Here is a 26467-nt window from a genome sequence, read left to right as displayed (position 1 = left end):
AGGGAATACGAGTGCGCAGTAAACGACTTTATAAAATAGTAAAAACATTTCTAAACTATGGTTTAGATGAATTACTGCCTGCTGATAAAACGCCTTTTATTGCTAAAGTAGCTCGCCATAGCTTATTTTGGTTACGTAACAAGCATAAAAATGAACCTATTGAGCGTCGTTTTCGCTTGGCTATTGAAACACTTGGGCCAGTATTTATTAAATTTGGACAAATGCTTTCTACCCGCCGTGATTTGTTATCAATTGAATTAGCTAATGAACTAGCCTTATTGCAAGACAAGGTAATTGCCTTTGATGGTGAGCAAGCTAAAGCTATCATTATTGATGCGATAGGTGAACAAGATTTCCAACAGCATTTTAGCGATTTCGATACAACTCCATTAGCTTCGGCTTCAATTGCTCAAGTTCATACCGCCACCTTTTTAGATACAAAAACGCAAGAGCATCAAGACGTAGTTATTAAAGTCCTGCGACCGGGTATTGATAAAATAATTAATGCCGACCTTGAAGTCATGCAAACGTTCGCCCGGTTGGTTACTCGTTTTTATAGCGAAGGCAAACGACTTCGCCCAGTAGAAGTAGTGAATGAGTATAAGAAAACTATTCTTGACGAATTAGACTTATTACGCGAAACAGCAAATGCGATTCAACTCAAACGCAACTTTACTAACGACAAAGTGTTATATGTTCCTGAAGTACACAGCGAGTATTGCTTTAAAAACGTTATGGTTATGGAACGCATTTACGGTATTGGCGTTGGTGAAATTGAGCAGTTAAAGGCAAACAATGTAAATCTACAGCTGCTCGCTGAACGTGGTGTTGAAGTGTTTTTCACACAAGTGTTTCGTGATAGTTTTTTTCATGCCGACATGCACCCAGGCAATGTATTTGTTAATGCAACCAACCCTGACGATCCTACCTGGATAGCAATAGATTGTGGCATCGTAGGAACGTTGAACAAAGATGACAAGCGTTATTTAGCGGAAAACTTTGTCGCCTTCTTTAATCGTGATTATCGTCAAGTTGCACAATTACATGTGGACTCTGGCTGGGTTCCTGCAAATACGAGTGTTGATGAATTTGAATTTGCCATTCGTACGGTGTGTGAGCCTATTTTTGAAAAGCCTTTAGCTGAAATATCTTTTGGCCAGGTATTAGTAAACTTATTTAATACCGCTCGTCGCTTTAATATGGAAGTGCAACCGCAGCTAGTACTACTGCAAAAGACTTTGCTTTATATAGAAGGTTTAGGACGACAATTATACCCACAGTTAGACTTATGGAAAACAGCTAAACCATTTTTAGAGGACTGGGTAAAAGAGCAAATGAGCCCAAAAACCCTATTTAATGCTATCAAGAGCAGTTTTCCTTTTTGGGCTGAAAAAATGCCTGAGTTACCAAATTTAGTCTATGACTATTTGAAAACAGGAAAAGAAAGCGCATTAGCACAACAGTCCTTATTGCAAGAGTTGAAGCTACAACAACAACGGCAGCATAAGCGTTTGCGATCAGCAATATTGGCTAGTACCTTGCTTATTACTGCAACGGTCCTTTTTATTGATCAGCAAAACCTAATCGCAGGTTTAGTATTGCTTCCAACTACAATTTTTGCCTTATTATCATTTAAAAGATAGATGTTAAGCTGAAGGAAAAGGGTTTAGGTATCCTCAATATATGGCATGATCAATTAGCTTCGAAATACCCCTCAACGCGTAACGCTATGCCAGGAGTTGTTTTATAATTAACATCTTCTGGCCACTCAATAAAAGGTTCAACTTCAAAATAAAGCCAACGCCGGTAAGCATTCATCCGATAGCGCCAACTTAAGGTGTAATTATCAACAACAAAGCCTCTGCCAGCATTATTTTCCCCGGCAATTGTCACTCCTAAGGCAGATGCCCGAAAACGGTCGAGTCGATGAAGGTAATAATAGCCATTTCGCCAACGTGTTCCTTTAAACGCTTCTGAAGTTTTAACACTGTAATTGGCGCGAAATTGTTTTTTTTCGGCAAAGTTAAAATCATACTCAAAGAATAGTCGGCTGCCAAAACCATCGTCTAAATAATAAAATATGGAAGGTTGAAATTTAAATAGATGTACTTCTGAATAATCAGTTTGTATTTTAGCGCGAACTTTAGCAAATAAATCACCGCCCGATATCCCAATTCGAGAATCGACAAAATCACTAATCGTATCAATATTAATTAGACGGATAGCCGCAGTGAAAGAGTCATCATTTTGATCACCGGTTAACGATCTTCCAGAATTATTCTGGTTGGCAGAGTTATCATCATCATCTTCATCAGAAAGTATAATATCGACTTTATTTTCTAGGTTGGGTAATTGTAATCGCAATCGGAACTTCTGGGTAAACACTTGCAAATCTCTGGCTCTAGGCTCATAGCCTAGGCGGATCCGCGCTAAAGTTTTTGGTGTTGTTTCTTCTTCTTCATCAATGGCAAAAAAACTGTCAAACCATTTGGCAGAGCCAAAAACTGAATCACTAATACTATTATGAAAACCAAATAACCAGTCATCCTCAGGATCAGGATGTATAATCATGGTTTCGTCTATTGGCGCAAGAGTTTGCTCGTCTTCACCAGCGAAACAATTCGTACTTAACAATAAACTTAATATCAACATTTTTTTCAGCAAATAATTTTCCTTAACTAAACCCGAAGTTGATTAATATCAATACCTACACATGTAAAATATTAGTAAATAAGCCCGTACTAATTAATCAACTTAGTCTAAGTATAACAATCACAATAAATAACATGAAAATCAATAACAATTGTCAAATTTATAGTGAAAATAATTACTGAAAACAAGCATCAATCATAGTATCTTGCTATGATATGAATAACACCAACTCTATTGGTAAGATAGAACTTTAAACATTTGAGGAATACATCATGGGCGGCATTAGCATTTGGCAATTATTGATCGTTTTTGCAATTATCATTTTATTATTTGGTACCAAAAAGTTGCGTAATATCGGCGGTGATCTTGGCTCTGCAGTTAAAGGCTTCAAAAAAGCGGTTAGCGATGAAAAAGAAGAGTCGAAAGAACCTGAAAAGTTGAGCGAAACCGCACAAAAAAATGAAGAAGCTCCTGCAACTAAAGCTGAAACTAAAGAAAAAGATCAGGCGTAAATATGTTTGATATTGGTTTTTGGGAGCTGACTGTCATAGGCGTTATGGGCCTGATTGTTCTTGGTCCTGAACGTTTACCAACGGCTATCCGTACTATTAGAGGCTGGATGCGGAACATAAAACAGTTTAGCAGCAGTGTACAAACAGAACTGAAAGAAGAGCTACGCATTCACGAGTTACATGAAAATTTAAAAAAAGCCGAGCAACAAGGTTTGAAAGATTTAGATCCTGAATTGCAAGAGTCTGTAGATAGCTTAAAAGCAGCGGCTGAAGAAGCTGTTCGCCCTTATGCTAAAAAAATAGAAGTAGATGAAAGTACATCTGCCAATTTACCAGAAAGCGATGCTAAAAATGACAAGTAATGCTAGTACAGGCGCCTCTTTATTTGACCATTTATTGGAATTACGTAGTCGTTTACTCGCCATAGTACTTAGTATTTTACTGATATTCGTTTCACTCGCCTATTTTGCCCAAGATATTTATCAATACTTAGCTCAGCCACTATTAGACGTAATGCCCGACGGTAGCAATATGATTGCAACAGATGTTGCCTCGCCATTTTTTGCCCCGTTCAAATTAACCTTAGTAGTTTCTATTTTTGCAGCTATGCCTTATATTTTGTATCAAATATGGAGTTTTATTGCTCCGGGCTTGTATCAAAATGAAAAACGTTTAGTCGCACCATTGCTATTTGGCTCTAGTTTACTGTTTTATGGCGGAATTTCGTTTGCCTATTTTGTCGTATTTCCACTAGCATTTTCTTTTTTTAGTAGTGTAGCTCCTGAAGGGGTAACAATTGCGACAGATATTTCAAGCTACCTAGATTTTGTTTTAAAATTATTTTTTGCCTTTGGTGCAGCATTTGAGATCCCTATAGCTATTATTTTAATGTGTTGGACCGGTTTCACTACACCAGAAAAGCTTAGAGAAAAGCGTCCATATGTTGTCGTAGGGGTATTTGTTGTCGGCATGCTATTAACCCCTCCGGATATTATTTCACAAACGCTGTTAGCAATTCCAATGTGGCTACTATTTGAACTTGGTGTTATTTTTGCTTCTTTTTACACCAAAAACAGCGATGAAGACGAAGAGCAGAATGAGCAAGCTAATGATGCATAACAAGATAATTTCAGTAGTAATTTTTAGCATATTCAGCGCGGCTAGTTTTGCCAATATTCCAAATGAATTGGCTGCCTGTACTGATATTGACAATAAAGAATTGCGCTTACAATGCTTCGATAATTTTATGGCAAAGCAGAGTAAAACGGAAAACAAAGCAAAAACAGAAATACCTCAACCTTTAGTTTTAACTTCTGCACCAGAAGGTAAAGCATTAATCAGTGCTGCAGTGCCACCAACTACAGACGTTAAACACAAGAAAGATCAAATACAGCAACAAGAAGAGCAACAAGTTAAGCAAAACTTTGGCTTAGAACATAAAAAAACAACAGAAGAAGAAGCTACAGAATCGCTGACTTTTACCATAAAAAAAGCCAAAAAATCTGTGCACGGCAAGTGGACTTTAACCTTCACTAATGAACAAAAATGGGTGACTATATCTTCCGAGAAAATGAGATTTAAAGCTGAGCAAGAAGTTATTATCCGCCGCGGAATATTCAATTCATTTATGTTAAAAATTGCAGACTCTAATCGCTCAGTTAAAGTTAAGCGAATTAAGTAGTCTATCTTTTGATGATTGATATTGGTGTTAATCTTACCAACTCTCGATTTGACAAAGACCGAGAAGATGTAATCCAACAAGCACAATCAGCGGGAATAAAACAGCTGATAATTACTGGCACAAATGTATTTGAAAGCCAGCAAGCATTGGATATTTGCCAACAGTTTAGCAGTTTATATTGCACTGCGGGAGTTCACCCTCATGATGCAGATAATGTTGGCCATAATTACTTACAAGAATTAGAAAATTTAGCCCAAAATGACTTTGTTAAAGCTATTGGCGAATGTGGACTGGATTTTAACCGAAATTTTTCAACGCCTGAAAATCAACAACGTGTTTTTACTGAGCAGCTAGAACTGGCTAAACAGTTATCTTTGCCTGTATTTTTACATCAGCGTGACGCATTTAATACTTGGCAAACTATCCTTAAAGAACAATTAAATCATATACCAGGTGGTGTGAGTCATTGCTTTACGGGTGATCTAAACGAACTAAAGGCTTGTTTGGATATGGGACTTTATATTGGCATTACCGGATGGATTTGTGATGAGCGTCGCGGCCAAGAATTATTTGATATTGCTAAATACATCCCATTAGAACGTATTATGGTTGAAACAGACGCACCTTATTTAACGCCTAGAAATATACGACCAAAACCGAAAAGTAGCCGTAACGAACCTAAATATTTACCTTTTGTTGTTCGCACTTTAGCAAAGGCAATGAAAGTAGACGAAGATGAATTAATAAAACATTCCAGTAAAAATGCCATGCAACTATTTAGACTTGCTGGATAGGAGAAACAATGAATAACAACAATCAATTTGGCCAATACCCTGCACGACGTTTACGTCGAATGCGTAAAGATGATTTTTCACGTCGCTTGATGGCTGAAAATCAGTTAACAGTTAATGATCTGATTTATCCAGTGTTCGTTTTAGAAGGTGAAAACCAGATTGAAGAAATAGTCTCTATGCCTGGCGTTGAACGAAAGAGCATTGATCTTTTACTCGAAGAAGCGGCTGAATTAGTAGAACTAGGTATACCCGCAATTGCCTTATTCCCTGTTACTCCTATGGATAAAAAATCATTATTAGCCGAAGAAGCGTTTAATGATGATGGCTTGGCACAGCGTGCCGTTAGAGCCTTAAAGGAAAAATTTCCTGAGCTAGGTGTTATAACCGATGTTGCTCTTGATCCGTTCACCACTCACGGCCAAGATGGAATTATTGATGATGAAGGTTATGTTTTAAATGAAGTAACCAAAGAAATATTGGTTAAACAGGCTTTGTCACATGCAAGGGCCGGCGCTGATGTTGTCGCACCTTCAGATATGATGGATGGCAGAGTTGGCGCTATTCGTGAAGAGTTAGAAAACCAAGGTTACGTTAATACCAAAATACTAGCCTATTCAGCAAAATATGCATCAAACTACTACGGTCCATTTAGAGATGCAGTAGGCTCAGCCAGTAATATTAAAGGCGGCAACAAATATTCATATCAAATGGATCCAGCTAATTCTGATGAAGCATTACAAGAAATAGCCCAAGACATTTATGAAGGTGCAGATATGGTGATGGTAAAACCTGGTATGCCATATTTAGATATTGTCCGTCGAGTAAAGGACAATTTTCAAGTGCCTACTTACGCTTATCAAGTTAGTGGTGAATATGCGATGCACATGGCAGCAATACAAAATGGTTGGCTAGCTGAACAGCCTTGTATTATGGAAGGTTTATTAGCCTTTAAGCGTGCGGGCGCAGATGGTATTTTAACCTACTTTGCTAAACAGGTTGCTCGGTGGTTAAAAGAGAGCTAATAACAAGTAGCCAAGCTGCATTTTTATCTCTGCATGGGGCAGTATTATTACTCGCCTTATGCGCATTATTTGCCAAATGGCTAACCTTGCCCGCTTTATATATAGTTGTTGGCAGAAGCTTATTTGCCGCCTTAGCCTTATTCACCTTCTGCCGCTTTACATCCATCCCTATTAGTATAACAAGACCATTATTATTTAAACTGGCTGCTAGTGGTTTATTGCTAGCATTACATTGGTGGAGTTTTTTTTATACGATTCAAATCAGTAGTGTGACCTTAGGCCTGTTAACCTTTGCCTGTTTTCCACTGTTTGTCGGAATTATTTCTGTAGCCTTTAAGCTACAAAAGTTTAAAATAACGACTTTTATTCAAGCCCTGCTTTGTATTTTAGGTATTTATTTAGTCGTATCTACACAGTCATTAATAACTGCTGATTTAACTGCGTTGATGTATGGTTTATTTTCAGCATTTAGCTTTGCGGTATTAACCCTATTCAATAAGTTGTTTGTCAAAAGTAGTGCCCCTATAACTGTCGCATTTTGGCAAAATTTATTCTCGGGCCTATGGTTATTCCCTGTGTTATTTTTATATCAAATATTACCGACTAATGATGAATTAATTTTAATCGCGATACTCGGCATAGTATTCACCGCACTGGCTCACAGTTTATTATTGTCTTCTTTACAGTTGATTAGCGCATTTACCGTCAGCTTGACGTTAACATTAGAGCCATTATATGGCATTGCCGCGGCTTGGGTTTTTCTTGATGAGCAGTTAACTATTTTAATGTGTGTTGGCGGTGTATTAATTATACTGGCAAATTATTGGGCAGGAAGAGAACAAGTTACTGAACTGATTAATTAGATTTTACAGATAGAGTCAAACCTAAACTTAATATGTCGATGCATTCTTGTTTTAGCTCTGCAGAAATTAATGGGTGTTTACTCAGAAAAACGTCTGGTAGGCTCAAGCTTACATTCATATGTTCAGCCGTTATGTTGAAACTAGGCATTACATCATCGGTTCTGCGTTTAGATAAGATCACTGCAATTCTTAAAATCATAATAAGAAATATTGCTTGCTGATTACTGGTAAAATATTGTTTTTCAATGACTGTATTATCAATATCTGTTTTGTAATTAGTCACAAGCGCAATTAATAATTTCCGTTCAGAATTTGAAAATCCAGCTAAATCGGTATTTTCTAAAATGTATTTCGCATGCTTTTTATTACCTTTATATTCAAGTAATAAACCTATTTCATGAAGAACGGAGGCGGATTGTAAAATGGTAGCTAACTCATTAGTCAATTGCCATTGTGTTTGCAGTTGCTCAAATGCGTTATTAGCAATATCGGCCACTCGATAAGCATGGAGTTCATCTATACTAAAACGCTCAATCAAACCTAATAATGTACGCTGCCTTATATTTACATTTCGCATGTTCGGTAATAACTCGTACAGCACCCCTTCTCGAATAGCACCGCCAGCAAGGTAAACCTCTGCTATATCAAACTCAGTAAAAATAGCGTGCAATATTGCAAGTCCTGATACAAATACGGGTTTACGCTCTACTTCTAAGCCCTGAATATTGAGCTTGTTGATATTTTTACATGCAATGACTTGCTGCTTTATATCCTGTAAATTTTCCAAAGTTATTTTTTGCACTTTACCCTGTGCAATTAATACTTCAGCAACAGCTTGCAAAGTACCAGAGTTCCCTAAAGCAGTGTCCCACCCAATACTTTTATATTGTCTAGACTTTTCAGCCAAAATTCTTCTAGCTTTATTAACGGCTTGGGCAAAGGCATGCTCACTAAGTGCTCCATCAGCAAAAAACTCACTATTAAAAGTAACGCAGCCCATATCTAGAGAGCAGGCTTGTTTAACTTCAAAAGCACTGCCAACGATGAGTTCGGTACTTGCGCCACCAATATCAATGACTAACCGTTTGTCGCCACTACTTGTTGTGTGAGCAACACCTAAATAGATGCTATGAGCTTCTTCAATACCAGAAATAAGGTTAATTTTATGACCGAGAATGCTTTCAGCTTTGGCAATAAAAGCGCCAGAGTTTGTAGCTAAACGAAGGGTAGCTGTGGCAACAATTTTAATATTTTGATTAGGAATGTCTTGTAGGCGCTCAGCAAAAAAACTTAAACACTCCCAACCACGAGCCATGGCTTTATCACTGAGAGTATTATTTGCATCTAGGCCTGAAGCCAAACGTACTTTACGTTTCACTTTATCAACCACCTGGACGCTATCAGCGACCAGGCGAGTAATTAGCATATGAAATGAGTTTGAGCCCAAATCAATAACCGCATAAAGCGGCTGCGAGCAAGAAGGTTTGCTTGCAGTCACCAGTTATCTATCTCGGGTTATGAGGGCGACGATGGCCACGATTATTAGAATTACCTTGGCGACCACCTTTGCCGCGATTGGCATTTGATTGATGACGACGAGGTCTAGGTGCAGGCTTAGGCAGTTCGGTTAATAGTGCATCTGAATCATATTTACTTACTGGTAAATTATGTCCAATATAATCTTCTATAGCCGGTAAATTGAATACTGAATCTTCACAAGCAAAACTTATTGCATGTCCACTAGCGCCTGCTCGGCCAGTACGACCGATACGATGTACATAATCTTCGAAGTCGTCAGGTAAGTCATAATTAAATACATGAGTAACACTTGGAATATGTAAGCCACGCGCAGCAACATCTGTTGCCACTAGGATATCTAATTGACCTTTAGTAAATTGCTCAAGAATTTTAATACGTTTGTTTTGTGCAACATCGCCGGTTAATAGGCCAACCCGGTGTTTATCGGCTTGTAAATGCGCCCAAACTCTTTCACAAACATGCTTGGTATTGGCAAAAACTATTGCTTTATCAGGCCATTCTTCTTCGATTATAGTTTGTAACAGTGCCATTTTTTCGTCATTTGACGGATAGAATAACTCTTCACTGATACGCAAATTAGTTATTTGTTCTGGCGCTACTTCAACGCTTTCAGGATCATTCATATGTTCAAAGGCTAATTCTTTAACTCTGAATGATAGTGTTGCTGAAAACATCATATTTAAACGTTCTTTTGGACCTGGCATACGATTAAACATAAAACGAATATCTTTGATAAAGCCAAGATCAAACATTCTATCTGCTTCATCAAGAACGACAGCTTCTATATTGTTAAGCTGGTAAATACCTTGTTTTAAATAATCAATTAAGCGTCCACAAGTGCCGATAACAACATCAACACCTTGCTCTAATTGTTGACGTTGACTTTCGTAGCCTTCGCCGCCATAAACTACGCCAAGACGTAAACCACAGCTTTTTGCCATCTCTTTGGCGTCATTATGGATTTGAATCGCCAACTCACGAGTAGGCGCCATAATAATAGCTCTAGGCTGATTGTGTGCAGGTTTGTCATTTTTAAGTAAATGATGGAATACCGCTGCAAGAAAAGCGATTGTTTTGCCTTCACCTGTTTGTGCCTGACCAGCAATATCTTTACCTGTTAATAAAATTGGTAATGATTTTTCCTGGATTTCAGTACAATAGTGAAAACCCATGGTTTCCAATCCTGTTACTACTTGCGGGGCAAGGCCAAGACTTGAAAACTTTGTTTCAGTTAAGTGTGTTTTTTTCATAGCGGCTAGAATAACACAATTACCTTATCTATTAACTAATATCTGTTTGATATTTGTTTAAATTTAATTACTTATATTAATAAGTATCAGCAATACAATTAGTATTATATAAAATAGACTTGTATTTCTTGCAAATAATCCCAATATCGATAAACATAGCCCAATACAGTAAAGGGCAAATACCTAAACCACTTATTATGGCAACATGCCAATTTAACGGAGAGTAAAATGAGCGATAAGATTGTTCAGCTAACAGATGACAGCTTTGATGCTGACGTAATTAATGCTTCGGCCCCAGTTTTAGTAGACTTTTGGGCTGAATGGTGTGGTCCATGTAAAATGATCGCACCGATCCTTTCAGAGATTGCTGAAGAATATGATGGCAAAGTTACTGTTGCTAAATTAAATATCGATCAAAATTCTGGTACCCCACCAAAATACGGTATCCGTGGTATCCCAACATTATTATTATTTAAAGATGGTGCTATTGCCGATACTAAAGTTGGTGCACTTTCTAAAAATCAATTAAAAGAATTTTTAGACGCAAACCTATAATTGCGACTTAAATACTAAAAAGGTCGACGATTGTTGACCTTTTTTCGTTTTTATTAATAAAAATTGAGTCATTATTAAGCAGTTACTTTACCTATTCTAGATTTAGTGCTAATTTATACAAACTGGTATTAATCATACTAATCCAATTTCTTAACTCTCTCACTTAGGCAAGTTCTTTAGCCTGTTTTAAACGAGAGCAATAGCAAAATAAACTTAAGCAAACAAACTTAATAACATCACAAAGACCCATCAAATATGAATCTAATCGAACTCAAAGATAAATCCATTGGCGAATTAATCAAACTCGCTGAATCTATGAAGCTAGAACATTTAGCCCGCACTCGTAAACAAGACGTAATTTTCGCAATATTAAAATCCCACGCAAAAAGCGGTGAAGACATTTTTGGTGGTGGTGTTTTAGAAATTTTACAAGATGGTTTTGGCTTCTTACGATCGGCAGATTCATCTTTCTTAGCCGGTCCAGACGATATTTACGTATCGCCAAGCCAAATTAGACGATTTAGCCTACGCACCGGTGATACAGTTTTTGGTAAAATTAGACCTCCAAAAGATGGCGAACGTTATTTTGCCTTATTAAAAGTTAATGAAGTTAACTTTGATAGACCTGAAAATTCTCGCAATAAAATCCTTTTTGAAAACCTTACTCCAATCCACCCAAATGAACGCTTAACCATGGAACGTGGTAATGGTAGTACAGAAGATATTACTGCCCGCGTACTAGATTTGGCGTCTCCTATAGGGAAAGGTCAGCGTGGTCTGATTGTTGCTCCGCCAAAAGCCGGTAAAACATTATTACTACAAAATATTGCGCAAAGTATTGCCCATAACCACCCAGACTGTGAGTTAATGGTATTACTTATCGATGAGCGTCCAGAAGAAGTTACCGAAATGCAACGCTTAGTTAAAGGCGAAGTTATTGCATCTACATTTGATGAGCCTGCCAGCCGTCATGTGCAAGTAGCAGAAATGGTTATTGAAAAAGCAAAACGCTTAACTGAGCATAAGAAAGATGTAGTTATCTTACTTGATTCAATTACTCGTTTAGCACGTGCTTACAACACGGTAATTCCATCATCTGGTAAAATTTTAACTGGTGGTGTTGATGCAAATGCCTTACACCGTCCGAAGCGTTTTTTTGGTGCTGCACGTAATATTGAAGAAGGTGGTAGTTTAACAATTATCGCTACTGCTCTTGTTGATACAGGTTCTAAAATGGACGAAGTTATTTACGAAGAATTTAAAGGTACTGGTAATATGGAATTACACCTTTCTCGTAAAATTGCTGAAAAGCGTGTATTCCCTGCTATCCACTTTAACCGCTCTGGTACTCGTCGTGAAGAGTTACTTACTAAACAAGACGAGCTGCAAAAAATGTGGATTTTACGCAAGATTGTTCATGAAATGGGCGAAATTGATGCGATGGAATTCATGATCGATAAGTTAGCTATGTCGAAAACCAATAAAGAATTCTTCAGCTCAATGATGCGTAAATAATTCCGAAGAATGAGGAATTATCCCAAATTTATTTTGGGAGCCATTAAGAAATTATACTAACCCGGCAATAGCCGGGTTTTATATTTTTAAGCCTTTACTAACTCTCGAATGTAGTATTAGTTTGCTATTAAAATAAACATTCGTAATAAATGTTTTATACTGAACAAAGGTCGTGAAAAATGATTCGGCATTTAACCACTTGATACAGTAGAGGGTAGATATGAGCTTTTTTGATATGTTACGAGAACGCGATGAACTTGCAGAACAAGTTGAAATGAAAGCCACCATAACCAATATTATGGCAGAACGCTTTGAACCAAAAGAAGATATATCACCATATGAGATTGCTTTAATTCTAAAAGCATTTTCCATAGTTTCTGTGAACGGTTTATCTGAAGAAACAAAACAAATGATGATTGATAATAACTTGGATCGCCATTTTTTACCCGCTGAATAACATGTTTCAACGTTGTAACTAACTACTCCCCTTGCAATGCCGACGTTGTGGTCGGCTTTTATCATCTTAAACTTCACCTCATTAAAAGTTAAGTTCTGCTAATCAGCGTTATCTTCAGTAAAGAAATAAATTGATTTTTGCAGATTATCTGCTCATTTTAAGCGATAATTACCCTTGACCTATGTAATTGAACCAATGGTATTGACCTTGAATACAGAAAGCGGAAAGCGCCTAAATAAATTTATTAGTGAGTCGGGATATTGTTCACGTCGTGGCGCCGATAAATTAATTGAACAAAATCTAGTGACCATAAACGGTAAGCAACCAGAGCTTGGCACTAAAGTAATGCCTGGCGACGAAGTAAAAGTTGAAGGCAAGTTAATTTCAGCGGCGCCAGAAAATAAGTCTGATCGTATTTATATCGCTTACAACAAACCCGTTGGCATTATTTGTACCACCGAGCTTGATGTGCGCGGTAATATAATTGATGCTATTGGCCATAAAGAACGTATTTTCCCCATTGGTCGGTTAGATAAACCATCAGAAGGCTTAATATTTTTAACCAGCGATGGCGATATTGTTAATAAAATTTTGCGCGCTGAAAATGCCCATGATAAAGAATATGTGGTAACTGTTGATCAACCAATTAGTGAACGTTTCCTTGAACGCATGGCTCGTGGTGTACCAATTTTAGGAACTATTACCAAACCTTGTAAGGTAAGCATGGTTGGCAAATTTGTTTTTAAAATTGTTTTAACACAAGGTTTAAACCGACAAATTCGCCGTATGTGTGAGTATTTAGGTTATGAAGTTACTAAATTATCGCGTTCTCGCATAATGTCGATATCAATAGGTAATTTAAAACCAGGTCAGTGGCGCGATTTGAATGCGCAAGAGATGCAAGAAATTAATGATGCTGTGGCTGGTTCAACTAAAACAGCGCCAGAAAATCATCGCAAAGTGAATCCTAATGAAAAAGTAAATCCTTGGGCACAAATTGAAGCAGAGCTTAATGCTAAAGGTCCAAGTGAAGAGTAATACAAAAGAAATTTAGCAATTAAAAGCAGAACCACTATCAAGGACATTTATGCCTGTCGTGGATATACAAAAAAGCCAGCTGATGCTGGCTTTGCTTTTATTTCACTTAAAAGATATTAGGGTCTTGTGTATTGCTGCGGTTTCTCGTTATCAATATTTAAATAACGATCTCGAAGTTTAGTTTGACGTGACTCTAACGGTACTTCTTCACCATTAATAATAACGTTAGTTGGTGCGTGCATAACTTCTAATGGGTCACCAGACCAAATGACAACGTCTGCTTGCATACCTGCTTTTATACTACCAACTCGGTTATCAATACCATAAATTTTTGCCGGTGCCGTTGTTAAAGAAGCAAGACCTGCCTGCCAAGGCAAACCATTGGCTACCGCATTACCCGCATGTTGAGGGGCAAGACGAATGTTATGAGTACTCATACCAATAGCAACATTAACGCCAGCATCATTTAAACGAGCAGCATTCGCTAACGTAGCGCCATTTTGCTCGAATGTATAAGGCAAGTTTGATTCTGGGTTTAGTATTACTGACATACCTGCGGCAGCTATTTCATCGGCAACTCGCCAAGCTTCGCTCGCGCCAACCAGAGTAACGTTTAAGCGTTTAAAGTTCTCAGTGAGTTTTATTACCCGGCGAATATCACTGGCACGATGAACTTTAACTAATAAAGGCATTTCACCTTTGATTACTGGGATCAATGCTTGTACATTGGCTTTGCTTACCGTGCCATGCCATTCAGTTTGCGGAGTAAAAGTAATGCTTTGTGCATAAATAGCTTCATTTAACGCATTACGAATATCTAACCAAAGAGCGGCACGACTGCCACCACTTACATCAGCACCACTATTTGATAGATCTATCGACATAAAAGCACGCTTTTTCATCACTGGATCCACATCATCACCTAGAGTAATGATAGCTCCACGACCTTTATAAATGGTATCACTGTAACCTATAGATGTTGCTGCGCTAGTAATACCTTCAATGCGAGAAATATTTCTTAATGTTGTATCAGGGTTTACTGCAACCGTGGCATCTAAAGCGGCATGCAACTGTGATTTTTCCACACTGGAGTCATTTGTACCCGCCCATGAAGGCACTTCCACTAAACCAAGTGAAGTATACGCGCCAATAAAACCCGGTGTTACAACTTTACCTGTAGCATCTATTACTCGATAACTTGCATCAGTAGACACTTCTTGCGGAATCACTTTACTAATTTTGCCATCTTCAATTAATACCGTAGCGTTTTCAATGGCACCTTGCGCTGTCATAGTGTGAACTGTACCACCAATAATGGCGATTTTTTCAGCTTGAGCATTAAAAGCAAGAGTTGTTAGTGCTGCAATAGCTGTTAAAGTTAATTTGCTCATTTGTGATCTCCTTCTGCAACTTGTCCTAACTCATAATCGCTCACTGCCCATGTTTCAGACTTGTTGCGATCAAAAGCGACACCACCATCAATAAAGACCATTTCTGCTTGTGAATATGTTGAGAATGGTTCTGCACTCCACATAACTACATCAGCATTTTTGCCAATTTCAATCGAACCGGTTTGTTCAAAAATTCCCAATGATTTTGCAGGGTTTGCGGTTAGCCAAGTCCAAGCTTCTGCTTTACTGAAGTTGATACCTGCACGTTGACCATCTGATAATGCTTTTGCTGCTTCTTGATTTAAACGTTGAATGCCTTGGTCACTGTCTGAATGTACTATTGCACACGCTTTAGCGTTGGCAACCATAGGAATGTTTTCACGAATACCGTCATAGGCTTCCATTTTAAAGCCCCACCAATCAGCCCACATAGCAGAACATATATTATTTTCTGCTAATTTATCAGCAATTTTGTATGCTTCAACCGCGTGTTGGAAAGAAGCAATTTGATAATTAAATTCTTTCATTACATCCATCATGGTGCCCATATCATCAGCACGATAACAATGCATGTGAACTAAAATATCACCACGTAGCACGCCTGCTAAAGTATCTAAGTTTAAATCTCGTTTTGGTGCTTTAGCATCTTTACCAGCATCATAATCTGCCTTGTACTTATCCCATGAACGTTGGTAGTTTTGCGCATCCGCCCATGCTTGACGGTAGCCAGCAACATTACCCATGCGGGTCATAGGCCCACCTTTTTTGCCATACACACGTTTTGGATTCTCACCACACGCCATTTTCAAACCGTAAGGAGCTTCTGGGAACTTCATATCTTGAATAACGCGGTTAGGTAAATTTTTCACCGTCACCCCACGGCCACCAATTAAATTACCTGAGCCCGGTAGAATTTGCATTGAAGTTACACCCCCAGCTAAAGCACGACGGAAACCAGGATCTTGTACTAAAATTGAATGTTCAGCCCAAACCGCAGCAGTTACCGGCTTAACCATTTCATTGCCATCGGCATGAGAGCCAGTATCTGGCGTCGCGTATACACCTAAATGACTGTGCACATCAATAATGCCAGGAGTGATCCATTTACCTTTTCCATCAATAACATTGGCATCATCCGCAGGTGCTTTGATGTTATTACCAATGGCTTTAATTTTACCGTTTTCTAATAGCACGGAAGTGTTTTCTAATAAGCCACCAAGTCCATCATAGATATTTACATTGGTGATCATGGTAGGAACACTTGGGAGTGCCTTATAGGTACTTGGGAATGGGTCTTTATTAATTTCTACAAATGGTGCCTGAGCTTTTTTCGCATCTTCGCTACCACAACCAATTAAGGCAGTAGCCGCGACTAAGCTAAAACCAGTTAACAGGGCTTTATTTAGTGTTTTCATAGCTTCACTTTTTTATTTATAAATTCTCGCATTTACTCTAGCAGTGGATGCCATTAATGTCATGGTAACTTATCGTAAATATTTGATTAACCAGCTTAACAATATTCCTAAAAATCGTTAATTATTAGAAATATATAGACATAGTCATTGAAGATACAGATTTTAGAACACTTTTACTGACGACGAGTATAGGTACCATCAAAGAGAGTCACCCAAGTAATTCCTGCATCAATACTTTGTTGCCAATGTTGTCTAACTTTATTATTTTCCAACAAGCTCCAAGTTATCATTTGAAATAACTCTTTGCCTTTATCATCAACGATAGAGCCCTTTAATATCATAGAATTATCGATAAATTCACCATTAAGTTGTAATAATAAACCACTATTATCTGTCCATGATTGATGCCACTTTTTCTGCTGTTTATCATAAATATTTAAACTTTTACCTTGAAAGCCCGACGGTGCATTATATTCTTCTAGAAGAACACAACCTCCTAATATTTTAGTAATTTTACTTTCACTTACCTGATTATTTTCTGGATTTGTGACTTGCCATTGACCTAGCCAAAAATCAAATTGCTGATATTCTGCTTCATCACAACTCCCTTTCGCTTGTAAATTAGCACTGGTAAATAGCAGGCTAAATAAAAGAATAATTGTCGTTTTCATATTGTTTCCTTCCAGTTTCATATTATTGAGCCTAAGCTTGATTGTTAAATAATTCAAATTAGCCACACATACAGGTATAATACTGGCAAACAAATACTCGTATAAGATTATGAAATATAAGGATCTACGCGATTTTATTGCTCAATTAGAAAAAATTGGCCAGTTAAAACGTATAAAACAACCTATCTCAACTGATTTAGCAATGACCGAAATTAGCGATCGCACACTACGCGCTGAAGGTCCGGCATTGTTATTTGAAAACCCAATTGGTTACGACATGCCAGTGCTTACTAATTTATTTGGTACGCCTGAGCGTGTTGCTTTAGCAATGGGACAGAAAGATGTTAGCGAGCTTCGCGATGTAGGCAAACTTTTAGCTATGCTAAAAGAGCCAGAGCCACCTAAAGGCTTTAAAGATGCCTTTGATAAGCTGCCGGTATTTAAACAAGTGTTAAATATGCCGACAAAGCGTCTGAAAAAGGCGCCTTGTCAGGATATTGTTATCACTGGTGAAGATGTTGATTTGACTAAATTGCCAATTCAAACATGTTGGCCTGGTGATGCTGCGCCACTTATAACTTGGGGCTTAACCATAACTCGAGGCCCTGAAAAAGAGCGTCAAAATTTAGGCATCTATCGCCAGCAATTACTTGGCCCTAACAAAATTATTATGCGTTGGTTATCACACCGTGGTGGCGCACTTGATTTTCAAGACTTTAAAAAGAAATTTCCAGGTGAAAAATATCCTGTTTCGGTAGCTTTAGGTGCTGATCCAGCAACAACACTTGGCGCGGTAACCCCTATTCCTGATTCTTTGTCTGAATATGCTTTTGCTGGTTTGTTACGTGGTAGCAAAACAGAAGTAGTTAGAAGTATCAGTAACGATCTAGAAGTACCTGCAACAGCTGAAATTATTCTTGAAGGTTATTTAGATCCTGATGAAATGGCGCCTGAAGGTCCTTATGGTGATCATACTGGTTATTACAATGAAGTAGATAACTTCCCGGTAATGACTGTTACTCATATAACTCATCGAAAAGACCCTGTATATCACAGTACTTATACAGGCCGTCCACCTGATGAACCAGCTATTTTAGGCGTTGCCTTGAATGAAGTATTTGTTCCTATTATTCAAAAACAGTTTCCTGAGATAGTCGACTTTTATCTCCCCCCAGAAGGTTGTTCTTACCGTATGGCTGTTGTGACTATGAAGAAGCAATATCCTGGTCATGCAAAACGGGTAATGATGGGTGTATGGTCATTCTTGCGACAGTTTATGTACACTAAATTTGTCATTGTTTGTGATGACGATGTAAATGCTCGTGATTGGAAAGATGTTATCTGGGCCATGACCACAAGAATGGATCCTGCTCGAGATACTGTATTAATTGAGAATACACCAATAGATTACCTAGATTTTGCCTCGCCAGTATCAGGCCTAGGTTCAAAAATGGGTATGGATGCTACGAACAAGTGGCCTGGTGAAACTAACCGAGAATGGGGTGAGCCAATTACCATGACCGATGAAATTAAACAGCATGTGGACGATATTTGGGACGAGTTAAATATTTTTGAACAACCGTCAAATACAAACGAACCACAAAATTAATAGATAATTAAAGATATACACAATGAAAACCATTAATTGCCAAGTGCAATCATTAACCCCGTTAACTGACAACGTTTTTCAAGTATTGTTAAAACCACAACAAAGCGTTAGTTTTTCTGCCGGTCAATACCTAAATTTTGTAATGAGTGATGATGATAAACGTCCATTTTCAATTGCTTCGAGCCCTGATAGTGATTTACTAGAATTACAAATTGGTGCTTTTGCTGCCGACAGTTGGGCGATGCAAGTTATTGAACATATACGGAACAACAAAAACGTAACTATTGAAATGCCTGGCGGGCATGCACAACTACGCACAGAAAGTTTGCGTCCTATTATTCTATTAGCAGGGGGAACCGGATTTTCATACATAAAATCTATTCTTAGTGACTTAGTTAGTCGCAAAGCTCAGCAACCAGTGTTGGTTTATTGGGGGCTAAGAGATCCAAGTGCGTGTTATCAAATAGATGCCACACAAGCATTGGTGGATCAGTTAGCTCATGGTCAATTCATGCCCGTGGTTGAAACCCCTGATGATACTTGGCAAGGTCGTGTTGGTAAAGTTCATGAGCCTTTACTACATGATGTGATTAGTCTTGAGCCATACGACATTTATATGGCTGGCCGCTTTGATATGGTAGGATTTTTACGGAATGAATTTATAGAGCACGGTGGCATTAAAGAACATATGTATGCCGATGCTTTTGCGTTTATTTAACCTCATCTAGAGAAGGCTTATTAGGTATGAGATTGAATCATCTGTTCAATCTCAACTTGAGCTAATGGTTTAGAGTAATAAAAACCTTGTCCTGACTGGCAGCCCATCTCAGTTAACACATTAACTTCACTTTCATGCTCAATTCCTTCTGCAACTACAGACATACCTAAGTGTTCAGCCATATCAATAATTGTTTTTATCATCACAGCTTGTTTTTTATCTTCGCGCATATTACTGATAAATGAGCTGTCTATTTTTAATGTATCAAAAGGAAATTTATACAAATAACTTAATGATGAATAACCGGTGCCAAAATCATCAAGTAACAATTTTACTCCAAGATTTTTCAGTTGATTCATGTTTTCATTAACCAGATCACCATTTTCAAGTAATGCTCTTTCGGTTAACTCTAAGCGCAATGAATCTCTCGGAATTTGATATTTTGAAATTATCCTACTTATATGGCCAGTTAAATCACTATTGATAAAATGACCACTAAATAAGTTACAAGTGATAAATAATTTTTCATCTTTAAACTTTTCCTGCCAATGCCTGAGAATTTTTGCGGATTGGTCTATGATTTCTATATCAATATTATGAATTAAACCAGTCTCTTCAGCTTTGGCTATAAATTCATTAGGATAAGTTAATCCTCGTTCATCTGATTGCCAACGAGCCAATGCTTCAAAGCCAACTATTTTATTTTGGTTTAAATTATAAATTGGTTGAAAATAAGGAATAAATTCCTTACGTTTAATCGCTGATTTAATATCTAATTCTAATTTTATCGAGGCCAAAAGCTCATGGTGCATATTACTATTAAATAATTCATAGCGACCTTTGCCAAACTCTTTTGCCTTATACATTGCGGTATCAGCATCACGTAGCATATCTTCTGCATTGTTATAGTGTTGATTACTAGCAACTATACCAATACTTGCACCTATATTAATCATGCTTTCATTTATATATATATGCTGTGACAGAGTATCAATAATTTCATCAGACACTCTAATGGCAACATTTATGTTAGGGATTTCGTCTAAAAATACGACAAACTCATCGCCCCCCAAACGCGCTAAAATATCATTGCTGCGAATCAATTTTTTTATTTTATTTGCTACATTCTTTAATAGTTTATCGCCCGCTTGATGACCTAAAGAATCATTAACCGTTTTAAAGCGGTCAAGATCTATAAATAATAAAGCAAATTTGCAATTTTTTTGTACATTCACACTGGCAATTTTTTTCTCTAGGATTTCATTGAAGTATGAACGATTGGGTAGTTCGGTTAGGCTGTCATGGTTCGCAGAATACTGTAATTGTTGTTCCGCAAGTTGTCTTTGGCTGATTTCTTCAACAAGTTCTTCGGTACGCTGCTTGACCTTAACTTCTAATTCGTCCCGAGATTGTTGTTGTAATATTGCTAATTCTCGTTGAAATAACGCAATTGATACATGTTGAGAAACAAAATTCAAAAAATCGGCATCTTTTTTGCTATAACTAATTGTTTGAGAATAACTTTGTACGACCATAGCGCCGATAACATCACCTTGTTTATAAAGCGGTACTCCTAGCCAAGACTGGGCTTCACCTGACTTTAAATCGACAGTCTTAGTACTAGTCAATTCAATGATATTTTGCCTTGATAATAATTGTGGTTGGCCACTATTAATTAAATATTCGGTGAAACCTTTACCGAAGGGTCTGGAACTAAACTGATTTTCATTTTCTTTTTTTGCCGAATCAGCATAATATACAAAGTTCAAGCTCTCTCTCTTTTCAGATACCCTAGCAATATAAAAATTGTCTGCGAACAGATATTTTCCAATTACATTGTGAACTTCTTTATAGAATGTTTCTAAATCTATATTGGCCTGACTTAAGTCTGATATTTTATACAATGACTGTTTAGCGGCTTCTGTTTTTTTAATTTCGACAATTTTTTCTTCTAACTCTCGAGTGCGATTATTTACGTCATACTGTAACTGTTCTTTATATTCAAACCGTGAAAGTGCAGAAATTATATGCTGTCCAGTAATAGACATAATCTCTTTATCAATGGCTTTATATCTCACATCATTATTATAACTTTGAATAACCATCAGCCCGACAATAATATTGTTTTTAATTAACGGGACCCCTAGCCAATCAACAGCCATATTGCCGCGCTCTTGAATAATGCCTTTGGCTAGCAAGCGCTCAAACTTTTTGGCCTGCATTAAAAGAGGCCGGCCTCTTGTGAGAACCAGCCTAGAAAGAGAGTCAGTTAAGTGACTCTGTGGTATTTGATAGTTTGTTAGAGTATCTTTTTCATCAATATGATAACTAAAATCTAGCGTTTGATTTTTGTCGTTGGTGAATGCAATAAAAAAATTTCGAGCATCAATAAAAGTATTAACTATTTGGTGAACTTGTTGATAAAAATGCTCGATACTCCCGCTGGTAAAAGTCGATTCGGATAATTTATAAAGAGCATTTTGTAAAACTTTTAAGTCGGTATGTTCTTTTTTAAGAACGTCTAACTGATATTGAAGTTTAGTTTTCATAATAAATTTAATCTTGTAATGGCGTTTTAAAATTGTTTTTTGCAGCCATTCAACATCGCCATACTAGCGGAGATTAAACTCTACATGTAATTTTTATCACAAAAATTTAATGGGCACTATTATTTCCCCAACCCCGTTACATTTCCGTTACGCATTAATTACACTTCAATTAAAATAATTCTAATTCTGGGATATTCCTTCATTCCCATTGAGTAAAAAAGGAGCAAATTTGCTCCTTTTCATTTCTAATGACACATTTTAAAGAATTAGGTTTCTTGTTTTATAGTCCACAAATAGTCTTCATGAGAACCACAGATACTACTGAATTCTTCACCTATTTTTTTGTCGCCTTCCATAAACAATTTGTTAAGTATTGCGGCTCGCGCTTTCAATAAATCATCATAATTTTCAGCACTCATTGTCGCTAATTTTCGGTATTTTCCGCCAACTACATGAGCAAGCCAGCCCCACGAAGTTAACTGACCTTTGCCAACAAATTCGTTGTATACCGGTGCAAATACAGTTTTTACAATTTCATCGGCTCGGTCTTCCGTAGTAAAATCGCACTCCATATAAACCGACATACTTGCTTTACCTCTTGGCGAATTGTCAGTAGCAGGTTTTGAGCCTGCAACAAATTGCCAAATATAATCGACATGGCTGGTGCAACCTGTAGCAATAGCATCGGCACCTTTTCCTAGCGCTTTATCAAGCTTTTCGCCCATCTTTTCTTGGGCACTAAGTAAACCAGTAACGCTTGGCGCTGCATGATAAAGAATTCGTCGCCATTCCCCACCAGTTTGGTGAGCTAGCCAACCCCATCCAGTAATGGTGCCATCTTTTACGGCAGCATCATAAACCGGTGCATAAGCTGTTTTGATCAGTTCATCAGCCGCATCTTCTTTATCTGGTTCACACATAAAGTAAGTGGCATAACTATACATTTCGGGTTCTTTGGGTTCGGCAGATAATGCCGCAAACGGTAGTAATAGAGATATTGCAAAACTCATAAGAGTCTTAAACTGTTTCATATTATTATTTCCTTATCCCTTAAAGGGAAAATACCGATGTTGCAAAGGTTTTTGCACATTGGTCAAATATCAGCTAAAGCATAGTGCATGATGAAGATCTTTTTAGGTTAAATAATTATAAAAATCATTTTTTATATACTCTGCAGAAATATATAAATTCTGTAAGCAATTAAAAACATTATCTTTATCTTTTTCACTGAGACACCTATAGTTAACCAGGTTAAAAAAACAACAATAAGAGGGTTCTATGATATCCATTAAACAGCTTACAGCTTGGCTACTACTAGCCAGCACGAGTTTTGCAGCAACAAGCACGGAATTGATGACTCCAACAGCACTTCCAGAGGCACAGTATCCAAATATTTTAACCGGTAAGTACAACGATAAAATTACCAAGCCGCAACAATTTTTGGGCTTTGACGTTGGTCAAAAAACTGCAACTGCAGAGCAAATTGATGCCTTAGTAAACATTTGGGCTAAGGAAAGTGAGCGCGCCAATATTATTGAATATGCCAGAACTTATGAAGGCCGTCCCCTACATTACTTAATTATTTCTAGCAAAGATAATGTTGCAAATATCGATGCTATTAAAGGCAATATAGATAAACTAAGCACACCTGATGATTTATCAAAGAAACAGATTACAGAGCTAATTAAAGACACTCCTGCAACTGCATGGATGGCATATTCAATCCATGGTAATGAATCTTCTGGCGCTGATTCATCCCTAGCGCTAATTTATCATTTAATCGCTAGCGAAGGTGAGGATGTAAGTGAACTTTTAAATAATGTTGTGGTACTGGTTGATCCAATGATGAACCCAGATGGTAGAGCCAGATTTACCAAACAACTGCAACAAAATCGCAGTGCTACACCAAATTTTGATACTCAATCATTATTGCATTCAGGTGTATGGCCATTTGGTCGAACCAATCATTATCATTTTGATTTAAACCGTGACTTTTATTATGCGGTTAATCCAGAGTCGCGAGGGCGAATCAAAGCTATCAATCAGTGGTATCCTCTACTGATGATTGATGGTCATGAAATGGGCGCTTTAGATACTTTTTTATTTGGTCCTCCACGAGAGCCCGTAAATGAGCACATTGCCCCTAGCATTAATCAATGGAGTAAAGTTTTTGCCAGTGAACAAGCTAGCGCATTTGATAAAAAGTCTTGGCCTTATTATACCGGCGAATGGTTTGAAAATTTATACCCTGGTTATTCTAATTATTCTGAATATAAGGGCTCAATCCATATTCTCTATGAACAGGCACGTACTGCTGAAGATGGCGTAAGGCTTGAAAATGGACAAATCCGCAGTTATAAAAAATCGGTACATCATCAATTTTATAGCTCGATGACAAATTTAACTACCCTGAGCAATCACCGGATAAAAATTTTTACCGACTTTGTTAAAAACAGAAAGCATCATGTAGCAAAATCTAGCATCTATGCTAATAAAAGTTTTGTGATTTTACCTACTAAAAATCAATCTCGATTAAATAAATTTTTAGATTTAATGGATTTACAAGACATTGAATACTACACCAACAACAATGAAATAAAGGTGCGTAATACCACCAATCAGCTCGGACAAAAATTAAATAGCAGCACCATTCCTGCAGGCTCAGTTATCATTCCAAATCGACAATACGATGCACCACTCATAGCGGCGATTTTAGAGTTTGACGCAAAGATTAAAGATGAAGTTTTACTTGAGGAAAGACAGAAAACTCTGCGTGATGGTAGTTCGGTAATGTACGATGCTACAGCTTGGAACCTTACAATGTTATATGGTTTAGATGCCTTAGAAGTGAATCAACATTTACAAAAGGGTTTATCTAAGCTAATCCGTAATGACAATTCATCTACCAACACTATGGAAAATTCCATCGCTTATATCGTTGATGGCGCTAATGATGCTTCAGTCGGTTACGCCGCACGTTTATTAGAACGAGGCATACAAGTAAGAGCATTAGACCGCAAAGGCTTGTTTAATGGTATAGAATTCAGTCGCGGCTCTATCGTAGTTACTCTGCATGACAATAAAAATACAGCTCAGCTATTAAGCATTATTGAGAAGGCAGCTGAAAATACCGGCGCACAAGTGCAAGCAATCAACCAAGGCTTAGGTGATGCAGACTTGCCTGATATTGGTGGCGAGCATTTTAAATTATTAAAGCGCCCACAAATAGCCATGCTTACTCAAAATGGAATTAGCCCTTATGATTATGGTCATATTTGGCACATGCTAGATACAGAGCTAGGCGTTCGTCACTCTCATTTAAGTCAAGAGTTGTTCGACTCTATGGATTTACGCTCTTATAACGTTTTGATAATTCCAGGCCGCTGGTACGGAGAATTAAGTGCTGGAAATATTAGTGCCGTTGATACTTGGGTTGAAGCTGGTGGCACACTAATTGTGACTAGTAATTCAACGGTGCAACTCGCGAAAGCTAAAGGTTTCACCAGTACAACATTGCTGGGCGATTCGTTCGAAAATATGCAAGATTATAATATTGCACTCTACAAAGAATGGCTTGCAACACAAAAGAGTATCTCTAACCAAGAGATACTGGCTAGTCATACTGTAGCAGATACTATTTGGTACCCTTGGCAAAACCTTGAAGAATTAAAACCAATGAATAAAGAGCAATTAACCCGCTGGGATGCTTGGACGTCGCAATTTATGCCTTCAGGTGCACTAGTTGGTACACGCACAGACCAAAAAAGTTGGCTCACTTATGGCGTGAATGAAGTATTACCGGTGTTAATTGATAACTCGCCACAATTAATGAGTAAAAGCCCTGCTAGTGCTGTAGTTCGTTATGGGGTACTTGTAGATAACCCGAAAGCAAAAGAACGCTTGATTGGTTGGTCTACTATTCCAGAGGGTAAAGATTTATACCTACGAATGAGTGGTTTGGTTTGGCCTGAAGCTGCTCAACGAATTAGTAATTCAGCTTATTTGACCCGAGACAGAAAGGGTAACGGGCAAGTGATTATGTTTGCCAATTCGCCAAACTTTAGAGGTGCCACCAAGGGGACGGCTAGATTGTTACTAAACGCCATCGTTTATGGCCCAGGGCTTGGCACTAACCAAACGATAAATCTGTAAACATAGAATTGGCAGTTTTATTAAATGAAGTACAATGACGTTAGCCAAGATGAGTGATTATCTTGGCTAACATCGAATATAAAC

Annotated in this window: 23 protein-coding genes; 15 read left to right on the top strand and 8 right to left on the bottom strand. The window is 37.7% G+C overall.

Translation table 11 applies throughout. The features are described 5' to 3' along the window. Positions 1 to 11: 11 nt before the first annotated feature. On the top strand, positions 12 to 1643 hold the full coding sequence (ubiB, locus tag RGQ13_RS01395) for a ubiquinone biosynthesis regulatory protein kinase UbiB (protein ID WP_348391777.1): 1632 nt from the start codon (positions 12 to 14) through the stop codon (positions 1641 to 1643). A gap of 49 nt (positions 1644 to 1692) precedes the next feature. Here ubiB and RGQ13_RS01390 read toward each other — a convergent pair whose 3' ends face one another. After that, entirely contained in the window at positions 1693 to 2652 is a 960-nt protein-coding gene (locus RGQ13_RS01390) for a hypothetical protein (protein WP_348391776.1), read from the bottom strand. A gap of 272 nt (positions 2653 to 2924) precedes the next feature. Here RGQ13_RS01390 and tatA point away from each other — a divergent pair, with 272 nt between their 5' ends. From tatA to RGQ13_RS01355, 7 genes are read left to right on the top strand one after another with little or no spacing between them, the layout of a single operon-like run. Continuing rightward, positions 2925 to 3164: a Sec-independent protein translocase subunit TatA gene (gene tatA / locus RGQ13_RS01385; RefSeq protein ID WP_348391775.1), complete on the top strand. Its 240-nt coding sequence runs from the start codon at positions 2925 to 2927 to the stop codon at positions 3162 to 3164. A gap of 2 nt (positions 3165 to 3166) precedes the next feature. Continuing rightward, positions 3167 to 3526 (top strand): Sec-independent protein translocase protein TatB, encoded by a 360-nt coding sequence (gene tatB, locus RGQ13_RS01380; RefSeq protein ID WP_348391774.1) that lies wholly within the window; start codon positions 3167 to 3169, stop codon positions 3524 to 3526. Continuing rightward, entirely contained in the window at positions 3516 to 4283 is a 768-nt protein-coding gene (gene tatC, locus RGQ13_RS01375; protein WP_348391773.1) for a twin-arginine translocase subunit TatC, read from the top strand. The genes tatB and tatC overlap by 11 nt, the downstream gene beginning before the upstream one ends. Further along, positions 4273 to 4845: a hypothetical protein gene (locus RGQ13_RS01370; RefSeq protein WP_348391772.1), complete on the top strand. Its 573-nt coding sequence runs from the start codon at positions 4273 to 4275 to the stop codon at positions 4843 to 4845. The genes tatC and RGQ13_RS01370 overlap by 11 nt, the downstream gene beginning before the upstream one ends. Before the next feature lie 11 nt (positions 4846 to 4856). Beyond that, positions 4857 to 5639 (top strand): TatD family hydrolase, encoded by a 783-nt coding sequence (locus tag RGQ13_RS01365; RefSeq protein WP_348391771.1) that lies wholly within the window; start codon positions 4857 to 4859, stop codon positions 5637 to 5639. An 8-nt stretch (positions 5640 to 5647) separates the two neighbouring features. Continuing rightward, on the top strand, positions 5648 to 6661 hold the full coding sequence (gene hemB / locus RGQ13_RS01360) for a porphobilinogen synthase (RefSeq protein ID WP_348391770.1): 1014 nt from the start codon (positions 5648 to 5650) through the stop codon (positions 6659 to 6661). Continuing rightward, positions 6643 to 7524 (top strand): DMT family transporter, encoded by an 882-nt coding sequence (locus RGQ13_RS01355; protein ID WP_348391769.1) that lies wholly within the window; start codon positions 6643 to 6645, stop codon positions 7522 to 7524. Before hemB ends, RGQ13_RS01355 begins: the two co-directional genes overlap by 19 nt. Here RGQ13_RS01355 and RGQ13_RS01350 read toward each other — a convergent pair. Then, a complete protein-coding gene (locus RGQ13_RS01350) occupies positions 7517 to 9022 on the bottom strand; it encodes a Ppx/GppA phosphatase family protein (protein WP_348391768.1) in 1506 nt (501 codons plus the stop codon). The two genes, RGQ13_RS01355 and RGQ13_RS01350, sit on opposite strands and share 8 nt — an antisense overlap. A 7-nt stretch (positions 9023 to 9029) precedes the next feature. Further along, complete coding sequence (gene rhlB, locus RGQ13_RS01345; RefSeq protein ID WP_348391767.1) at positions 9030 to 10313, bottom strand: ATP-dependent RNA helicase RhlB; 1284 nt, start codon at positions 10311 to 10313, stop codon at positions 9030 to 9032. 228 nt (positions 10314 to 10541) lie between these two features. Between rhlB and trxA the strand changes: the two genes are divergently transcribed. From trxA to rluF, 4 genes are all read left to right on the top strand, one after another. Next, on the top strand, positions 10542 to 10868 hold the full coding sequence (gene trxA, locus RGQ13_RS01340) for a thioredoxin TrxA (RefSeq protein WP_348391766.1): 327 nt from the start codon (positions 10542 to 10544) through the stop codon (positions 10866 to 10868). A 255-nt stretch (positions 10869 to 11123) separates the two neighbouring features. Next, positions 11124 to 12383 carry a transcription termination factor Rho gene (rho, locus tag RGQ13_RS01335; RefSeq protein WP_348391765.1) on the top strand — a complete coding sequence of 420 codons (1260 nt, stop codon included), beginning with the start codon at positions 11124 to 11126 and terminating at the stop codon, positions 12381 to 12383. A gap of 220 nt (positions 12384 to 12603) precedes the next feature. Continuing rightward, positions 12604 to 12840 (top strand): hypothetical protein, encoded by a 237-nt coding sequence (locus RGQ13_RS01330; RefSeq protein WP_348391764.1) that lies wholly within the window; start codon positions 12604 to 12606, stop codon positions 12838 to 12840. A 207-nt stretch (positions 12841 to 13047) separates the two neighbouring features. After that, positions 13048 to 13878, top strand: coding sequence for a 23S rRNA pseudouridine(2604) synthase RluF (gene rluF, locus RGQ13_RS01325; protein ID WP_348391763.1), 831 nt, complete (start codon positions 13048 to 13050; stop codon positions 13876 to 13878). Between the two features lie 116 nt (positions 13879 to 13994). Here the strand turns inward: rluF and RGQ13_RS01320 are convergent, their stop codons facing one another. The 3 genes from RGQ13_RS01320 to RGQ13_RS01310 all read right to left on the bottom strand — a co-directional run bounded on the left by RGQ13_RS01320 (position 13995) and on the right by RGQ13_RS01310 (position 17355). After that, the gene (locus RGQ13_RS01320) at positions 13995 to 15269 is read right to left on the bottom strand and encodes an amidohydrolase family protein (protein WP_348391762.1); all 1275 of its coding nucleotides are present in this window, start codon (positions 15267 to 15269) and stop codon (positions 13995 to 13997) included. Continuing rightward, positions 15266 to 16684, bottom strand: coding sequence for an amidohydrolase (locus RGQ13_RS01315; RefSeq protein WP_348391761.1), 1419 nt, complete (start codon positions 16682 to 16684; stop codon positions 15266 to 15268). Before RGQ13_RS01315 ends, RGQ13_RS01320 begins: the two co-directional genes overlap by 4 nt. A 173-nt stretch (positions 16685 to 16857) precedes the next feature. Continuing rightward, a complete protein-coding gene (locus tag RGQ13_RS01310) occupies positions 16858 to 17355 on the bottom strand; it encodes a hypothetical protein (RefSeq protein WP_348391760.1) in 498 nt (165 codons plus the stop codon). A gap of 109 nt (positions 17356 to 17464) precedes the next feature. Between RGQ13_RS01310 and ubiD the strand changes: the two genes are divergently transcribed. After that, a complete protein-coding gene (ubiD, locus tag RGQ13_RS01305; RefSeq protein WP_348391759.1) occupies positions 17465 to 18964 on the top strand; it encodes a 4-hydroxy-3-polyprenylbenzoate decarboxylase in 1500 nt (499 codons plus the stop codon). A 22-nt stretch (positions 18965 to 18986) separates the two neighbouring features. Then, positions 18987 to 19682 carry an NAD(P)H-flavin reductase gene (gene fre, locus RGQ13_RS01300; RefSeq protein ID WP_348391758.1) on the top strand — a complete coding sequence of 232 codons (696 nt, stop codon included), beginning with the start codon at positions 18987 to 18989 and terminating at the stop codon, positions 19680 to 19682. Between the two features lie 20 nt (positions 19683 to 19702). On the opposite strand, the gene RGQ13_RS01295 is transcribed toward fre, so the two are convergent. Both RGQ13_RS01295 and RGQ13_RS01290 read right to left on the bottom strand, forming a co-directional pair. Then, a complete protein-coding gene (locus RGQ13_RS01295; RefSeq protein WP_348391757.1) occupies positions 19703 to 22231 on the bottom strand; it encodes a bifunctional diguanylate cyclase/phosphodiesterase in 2529 nt (842 codons plus the stop codon). 266 nt (positions 22232 to 22497) lie between these two features. Then, on the bottom strand, positions 22498 to 23262 hold the full coding sequence (locus RGQ13_RS01290) for a hypothetical protein (RefSeq protein ID WP_348391756.1): 765 nt from the start codon (positions 23260 to 23262) through the stop codon (positions 22498 to 22500). A 247-nt stretch (positions 23263 to 23509) separates the two neighbouring features. On the opposite strand from RGQ13_RS01290, the gene RGQ13_RS01285 reads away from it, so the two are divergent. Next, the gene (locus tag RGQ13_RS01285) at positions 23510 to 26383 is read left to right on the top strand and encodes a M14 family zinc carboxypeptidase (protein ID WP_348391755.1); all 2874 of its coding nucleotides are present in this window, start codon (positions 23510 to 23512) and stop codon (positions 26381 to 26383) included. The last annotated feature ends 84 nt before the right edge of the window (positions 26384 to 26467 follow it).

Origin of the sequence: Thalassotalea psychrophila (assembly GCF_031583595.1) — a bacterium.
In the GTDB taxonomy this organism is placed as follows: Bacteria; Pseudomonadota; Gammaproteobacteria; order Enterobacterales; family Alteromonadaceae; genus Thalassotalea_A; species Thalassotalea_A psychrophila.
The sequence above is the reverse complement of the archived record's forward strand: the minus strand, read 5'-3'. Positions and strand labels throughout refer to the sequence as shown.

Excerpts from the sequence above, each read along its gene's own strand:
- RGQ13_RS01365 (WP_348391771.1), top strand. The coding sequence starts at position 4,857 with ATGATTGATATTGGTGTTAATCTTACCAACTCTCGATTTGACAAAGAC.
- rhlB (WP_348391767.1), bottom strand. The coding sequence starts at position 10,313 with ATGAAAAAAACACACTTAACTGAAACAAAGTTTTCAAGTCTTGGCCTT.
- trxA (WP_348391766.1), top strand. The coding sequence starts at position 10,542 with ATGAGCGATAAGATTGTTCAGCTAACAGATGACAGCTTTGATGCTGAC.
- RGQ13_RS01390 (WP_348391776.1), bottom strand. The coding sequence starts at position 2,652 with ATGTTGATATTAAGTTTATTGTTAAGTACGAATTGTTTCGCTGGTGAA.
- RGQ13_RS01320 (WP_348391762.1), bottom strand. The coding sequence starts at position 15,269 with ATGAGCAAATTAACTTTAACAGCTATTGCAGCACTAACAACTCTTGCT.
- RGQ13_RS01295 (WP_348391757.1), bottom strand. The coding sequence starts at position 22,231 with ATGAAAACTAAACTTCAATATCAGTTAGACGTTCTTAAAAAAGAACAT.
- RGQ13_RS01285 (WP_348391755.1), top strand. The coding sequence starts at position 23,510 with ATGATATCCATTAAACAGCTTACAGCTTGGCTACTACTAGCCAGCACG.
- tatC (WP_348391773.1), top strand. The coding sequence starts at position 3,516 with ATGACAAGTAATGCTAGTACAGGCGCCTCTTTATTTGACCATTTATTG.
- RGQ13_RS01315 (WP_348391761.1), bottom strand. The coding sequence starts at position 16,684 with ATGAAAACACTAAATAAAGCCCTGTTAACTGGTTTTAGCTTAGTCGCG.
- ubiD (WP_348391759.1), top strand. The coding sequence starts at position 17,465 with ATGAAATATAAGGATCTACGCGATTTTATTGCTCAATTAGAAAAAATT.
- RGQ13_RS01310 (WP_348391760.1), bottom strand. The coding sequence starts at position 17,355 with ATGAAAACGACAATTATTCTTTTATTTAGCCTGCTATTTACCAGTGCT.
- rho (WP_348391765.1), top strand. The coding sequence starts at position 11,124 with ATGAATCTAATCGAACTCAAAGATAAATCCATTGGCGAATTAATCAAA.
- hemB (WP_348391770.1), top strand. The coding sequence starts at position 5,648 with ATGAATAACAACAATCAATTTGGCCAATACCCTGCACGACGTTTACGT.
- RGQ13_RS01330 (WP_348391764.1), top strand. The coding sequence starts at position 12,604 with ATGAGCTTTTTTGATATGTTACGAGAACGCGATGAACTTGCAGAACAA.
- RGQ13_RS01370 (WP_348391772.1), top strand. The coding sequence starts at position 4,273 with ATGATGCATAACAAGATAATTTCAGTAGTAATTTTTAGCATATTCAGC.
- tatA (WP_348391775.1), top strand. The coding sequence starts at position 2,925 with ATGGGCGGCATTAGCATTTGGCAATTATTGATCGTTTTTGCAATTATC.
- RGQ13_RS01290 (WP_348391756.1), bottom strand. The coding sequence starts at position 23,262 with ATGAAACAGTTTAAGACTCTTATGAGTTTTGCAATATCTCTATTACTA.
- tatB (WP_348391774.1), top strand. The coding sequence starts at position 3,167 with ATGTTTGATATTGGTTTTTGGGAGCTGACTGTCATAGGCGTTATGGGC.
- fre (WP_348391758.1), top strand. The coding sequence starts at position 18,987 with ATGAAAACCATTAATTGCCAAGTGCAATCATTAACCCCGTTAACTGAC.